Origin of the sequence: Intrasporangium sp. (assembly GCF_036566125.1) — a bacterium.
Classification (GTDB): Bacteria; Actinomycetota; Actinomycetes; order Actinomycetales; family Dermatophilaceae; genus Intrasporangium.
Window position 1 is genome coordinate 1 of the sequence record NZ_DATCWX010000118.1, and the last position, 5089, is coordinate 5089.

The following is a 5089-nucleotide window of genomic DNA, read 5'->3' on the forward strand; positions in this document are numbered from 1 at the left end:
CCCGACCGGCGTGTCCCGGGCGGCCGCGGAGATCCACGCATCGGGACAGGCCCTCACCTACACCTCCGCGCTCGGGATCCGGCCACTGCGTGAGGCGCTCGCCGGCCACTACCGGCGCTGGTACGGGCTCGACGTCGATCCCGCTCGCGTCGCGATCACGACCGGCTCATCCGGCGGCTTCATGCTCGCCTTCCTCGCCTCGTTCGACGCCGGCGACCGCGTCGCCCTGGCTCGCCCCGGCTACCCCGCCTACCGCAACATCCTCGCAGCGCTCGGCTGTGATGTCGTCGAGATCGACTGTGGGCCCGAGGTGCGCTTCCAACCGACGCCGGAACTGCTCGAGGCCGCCCATCGACAGTCGCCGCTCGCGGGCCTCATCGTCGCCTCACCCGCGAATCCGACTGGCACCATGGTGGACCGGGCCGAGTTCACGGCCATCGCCCAGTGGTGCGCTGCAAACGCCGTGCGGCTCGTCAGCGACGAGATCTATCACGGCGTGACGTACCCCGATGCCGGCGCCGCTGATCCGCGTGGCGTCTGTGCCTGGGAGCTCGACGACTCCGCAATCGTCGTGTCGTCGTTCTCCAAGTACTGGGGCATGACGGGCTGGCGCCTGGGGTGGCTGCTCCTTCCCGAGGAGCTGGCCCGCCCCGTCGACGCCCTGGCCGGCAACGTCGCCCTCTGTCCACCGACACCGGCGCAGTACGCAGCCGTCGAGGCGTTCACCGAGGAGTCCTACGCCGAGTGTGACGAGGCCGTCGCGGAGTTCGCGCGTACCAGGAAGCTGCTCCTCGAGCACGCACCCCGCCTCGGCTGGGGAACTGCGGCACCCGCCGACGGCGCGTTCTACTACTACGCCGACCTGGGAGGACAGCTGGACCGCTGGGCCAGCTCAGCGGCATACGCCAAGGCCTTGCTCGACACGGAAGGGGTGGCGCTCACCCCCGGTGGTGACTTCGACGATCGGGCGGGTGAGCGGTCGGTGCGGCTCAGCTTCGCGGCAGGGTCCGAGGCCGTCGGACAGGCCATCGAGCGGATCGTCCGCTTCCACGAGCGGGGCTGAAGCGTGTTCGCTCTGATCTACAGGGAGTACGGCGGTCCGGAGGTCCTCACGGTCGGGTCGGTGCCGGAGCCGCATGCGGGACCGGGCCAGGTGCGCATCCGTGTGCAGGCGGCCAGCGTCAACGTCTGGGACGTGAAGGTCCGGTCGGGACGGATGAAGGACGTTGTCCAGCCCGCCTTTCCCGTCGTGCCGGGCATTGACGCCTCGGGCGTCGTCGATGAGATCGGTCCGGGCGTGGCCGGCGTGGAGGTGGGCGACGAGGTCTTCGGGCTCGGCTCGGCAACGACGGCCGAGCTCGCGCTGCTCGACGGATGGGCACACAAGCCGGCCTCGATGACGTGGGCGGAGGCCGCCGCCTGTGCGCTGGCGAGTGAGACTGCGCAGCGCGCGCTCGAGGACCTCCGTGTGGGCGACGGCGCTGTCCTGCTCGTCGAGGGCGCCTCCGGCGGGGTGGGGTCCGCGGCGGTGCAGCTCGCCCGGGCGCTCGGGGCCACCGTGATCGGGACCTGTTCCGAGCGCAACGGCGACTACGTGAGGAGCCTTGGCGCACACGACACGACGTACGGCCCGGGGATCGCGGACCGGGTCGCTGCGCTCGATGTGGGGAGGGTGACCGCGGTGCTCGACACCGCCGGGTCCGGTTCGCTGCCCGAACTCGTCGAACTCGTGGACGATCCCAGGCAGGTCGTGAGCGTCGCGGACCTTGACGCCCCTGAACTGGGGGCGAGGGCGGTGCGTAACGAGCCACGTGCCATCGGCGCGCTCGAGACCGTCGCACGGCTGTATGCCGACGGCCGGTACCGGGTGGAGGTCGAGCGCCTCGTGCCGCTGGAGGACGCCGCGACGGCCCATCGGCTGATGGAGGCGGGTCACGTCCGCGGAAAGGTCGTCATCGCCGTGGCGCGCCAAGACCGCCGAATTGGCGCGCGCGGTTCGGCTGGTTCATCCACGCCGTGACCATCGCGGGGACTAACGTCCCAGCATGGGCTGGCTCTCCGGGATCGTCGACGGCGTGCGGACCTGGTGGTCCGGGAGGCGGTCCGGGGACACGCCGGACACCCTTGGCCCGGACTTCGCCACGGTCGAGGAGCTCATCGAGCGGATGCGGTCCATCGACCGGGAGCTGGGCCCTCAGGACGGCGTGCGCGCCTTCAACCACATGTACCTCCGCGTGACGGAGCTCGTGCGCGACCGGGTCACCGACGGCTACTTCACCAACCCGGCGTTCCTCGCGCGGCTCGACCTCCGCTTCGCGGGTCTCTACCTGGGGGAGCTGCGGGCCCCAGTGCCTGCCGCGGCCTGGGCTCCGGTCCTCGAGCTGCGTCACACCCCGGGCCGGCTGCCCATCCAGTACGCGCTCGCCGGCATGAACGCCCACATCAACCACGACCTGCCACTCGCCGTCGTCGCCACCTGCCGCGAGCTCCGGCTCTCGCCCGACAGCAAGGGCGTGTACGAGGACTACCTTCGGATCAACGAGCTCCTCGCCGCGGCCCAGGAGGAGGTGCGTCAGTCGTTCCTCGACGGGCTCGCCCTGGAGGTCGACCGGGCCCATACGGGCCCGGTCGCCAACCTCGTCGGCGCGTGGAGCATCAACCGGGCGAGAGACGCGGCGTGGACGAACGCCAACGTCCTCTGGCGGCTGGACCGGCTCGAACCGCTCCGGACGGACTACGCCGCGACGCTCTCCCGTTCGGTGGGCTTGGCGGGCAGGCTGCTGCTGACGCCCGTCGACGAGCTCACCTGAGCCCGAGACTGCTTGACTGCGAGGGCCTTGCGCAGCCGCCAGGCGGCGTAGACGGCGAGCAGGCTCACGCCGAGGTGCAGCCCGAGGAAGCCATTGGCCAGGCCCGCCCCGAGCAGGGCACCGGCCACGAGGGGGCCGAGCGCCGAGAACGTGGTCTGGAGCGCCGCGAAGGTGCCCAGCGTCTGACCGACCATGCCCTTGGGGGCCAGGGAGGCAGTCAGCGGGTTGAGCACGGGCGAGTACATCGTCTCACCGACGGCGAACACGCCGAAGGTGGTGACGAAGAGTGCCGCAGCGATCTCTGGCCGGAACTGTGCTGCGGACAGGATGAGCCAGGCGAGCACCCAGACCGAGCCCACCGCCATGAGGAGTGTCGGGGCGCTCCGGCGGGCGGTGGCCCGGACGACGACGACCTGGAGGAGCACGATGATGATCGAGTTCACCGCGGCCGCCGTACCGATGGCCTTGGAGTCGACGTCGAGCACGGTGATCGCGTACGCCGGCAGGCCTGCCTCGAACTGGGCGTAGAAGCCCAGCGCGAGGGTCACCGTGATGACGGCGGTCCACCGCAGCGCTGGGCTGGCGAAGATCGTCCGCAGCGCATCCATCGGTCGGCCGGGGTTCGCGCCGGCGGTGTCGAGGCCGCTCTCGGGATGGGTCGTCGCGCGGGCGCCGGCGCTACCGATGATCGCCGACGAGACGACGAAGCCGAGTGCAGCCGTGAGGAATCCGACATCGAGGCCGTCGGCGCGCGACAGGTCCACGAGGTATCCGGCCACATAGGCGCCGATCGCCATGCCGATCGCCTCGCCGGTGAACTTGTAGGCGAAGACCTTCCGGCGGTCACGCCCGGCAACCCACCGGAGGACGAGCACCTGCTTGGCCGGCATGGCGGCGGTCAGCCCCAGGCCGAAGACGAACATGCCGAGCAGGAACGCCATCGGCGAGTCGGCGAGCACGAGCGCACCGACACCGGCTGCGGCGACCAGCTGCGCCACCACGGCGACGACGACCGGGTTGAACCGGTCGCTCAGTCGGCCAGCGAAGGGCGCGGCGATGAGGGCGCCCACCGAGAAGAGGGACGAGGCCGCAGCGGCAGTGAGCGACCCCCACGCACGGGTGTCAGCGGCATACGCGTACTGGTAGGGGAGGACCGCACCCCAGCCCAGCATCCCGATCGAGGATGCGAGAATGAGCAGTTTTGCGCGCATGACGAATTCACACCCTTTCTGATGGCGTGTGGGAGAGGAAGCAGCCGGAAGAGTCAACACGGCTTCGATGCCGAATATTTCGAACCCTAAGTTCGACCTCGAAAGATTAGCAGTCGAAGGAACCGTGCCACAATCGGGTTATGGCAGCGCGGGCGAGGAGTGCACAGGAGCAGCACCGCAAGGCCGTCGCCGCCTACGTGGCGGCCGGCGGCGAGGTGTCGGTGCAGCGCGTCATCACCGGGATCTACGGCGTGACGAAGAAGCTCGACCAGTGGTACGTCCGGCAACTCGCCGACCTGGACCTCACCCAGGGCGAGTGGGCCGTCCTCGCCGCCCTCGCGAAGGCCGGCGAGGCGAGGCTCACTCCCAGCCAACTCGCAGACCTCACGAACGTCGCGCCCTCCTCGATGACCCACCGCCTGGACAAGATGTCCCAGCGGGGCCTGATCGAGCGGCGTCCCGACGAGACCAACCGGACCAGGACCCACATCTCGTTGACGAGCGAGGGCTGGGATCTCTTCAGCGACGCGATCCGCGAGTCCAACGTCGTCGAGAGCGACATCCTCCGCGGGCTGTCCACAGAGGAGCGCGGCTTGCTCGCCGGCCTCCTCGAGCGGGTCATCGAGCAGCTCGACCGCATCGAGGCGTGAGGCGCCCGCCCAGTACGGTGGCCGGGTGCAACTGCTTGTCGTCGGAGGGAGCGGCTTCCTGGGGCGCGAGATCATCCGGCAGTCGCGAGCGTCCGGTCACGCAGTCATGGCTACCTACCATTCCGCAGGAGCACTGACCTCCGGGCCGGACTGGCGCCATGTTGACATCCGGGACCGCGACGCCGTGATGAGTCTGGCTCGGGCCGTGCGTCCCGAGGTCGTCATCAATGCCGCCTATCTCCAGTCCGACTGGGCCGCCACAGCGGACGGTGGGGCGCACGTCGCCTTCGCGGCGGCGGCGGTGGGCGCCCGGCTCGTTCACGTGTCCAGCGACGTGGTCTTCTCGGGCGAGGCAGTCACGTATGACGAGACGTGCCTGCCGGATCCCGTCAGTCCCTATGGAGCCGCGAAGGCAGCC

6 protein-coding genes are annotated in these 5089 nt (G+C 70.2%); 5 read left to right on the forward strand and 1 reads right to left on the reverse strand.

Going from position 1 to position 5089, the window contains the following annotated elements; all coding sequences use genetic code 11:
• The 3 genes from VIR15_RS07055 to VIR15_RS07065 form a co-directional block, all read left to right on the forward strand.
• The coding region (locus VIR15_RS07055; protein WP_331926763.1) for a pyridoxal phosphate-dependent aminotransferase at positions 1-1063 on the forward strand (1063 nt) is incomplete at its 5' end.
• A gap of 3 nt (positions 1064-1066) precedes the next feature.
• Positions 1067-2020 (forward strand): NADP-dependent oxidoreductase, encoded by a 954-nt coding sequence (locus VIR15_RS07060; protein WP_331926764.1) that lies wholly within the window; start codon positions 1067-1069, stop codon positions 2018-2020.
• Between the two features lie 25 nt (positions 2021-2045).
• The gene (locus VIR15_RS07065) at positions 2046-2810 is read left to right on the forward strand and encodes a DUF5995 family protein (protein WP_331926765.1); all 765 of its coding nucleotides are present in this window, start codon (positions 2046-2048) and stop codon (positions 2808-2810) included.
• Here VIR15_RS07065 and VIR15_RS07070 read toward each other — a convergent pair.
• Positions 2735-4021, reverse strand: coding sequence for an MFS transporter (locus VIR15_RS07070; protein ID WP_331926766.1), 1287 nt, complete (start codon positions 4019-4021; stop codon positions 2735-2737). The genes VIR15_RS07065 and VIR15_RS07070 overlap by 76 nt on opposite strands.
• A 140-nt stretch (positions 4022-4161) precedes the next feature.
• On the opposite strand from VIR15_RS07070, the gene VIR15_RS07075 reads away from it, so the two are divergent.
• Positions 4162-4671, forward strand: a complete 510-nt coding sequence (locus VIR15_RS07075) for a MarR family winged helix-turn-helix transcriptional regulator (RefSeq protein WP_331926767.1) — start codon at positions 4162-4164, stop codon at positions 4669-4671.
• 25 nt (positions 4672-4696) lie between these two features.
• A partial coding sequence (locus VIR15_RS07080; protein ID WP_331926768.1) for a sugar nucleotide-binding protein occupies positions 4697-5089 on the forward strand: 393 nt, incomplete at its 3' end.

What these genes read in the sequence shown, in the direction of transcription:
- VIR15_RS07065 (WP_331926765.1), top strand. Translation starts at nt 2,046, where the DNA reads ATGGGCTGGCTCTCCGGGATCGTCGACGGCGTGCGGACCTGGTGGTCC.
- VIR15_RS07070 (WP_331926766.1), bottom strand. Translation starts at nt 4,021, where the DNA reads ATGCGCGCAAAACTGCTCATTCTCGCATCCTCGATCGGGATGCTGGGC.
- VIR15_RS07075 (WP_331926767.1), top strand. Translation starts at nt 4,162, where the DNA reads ATGGCAGCGCGGGCGAGGAGTGCACAGGAGCAGCACCGCAAGGCCGTC.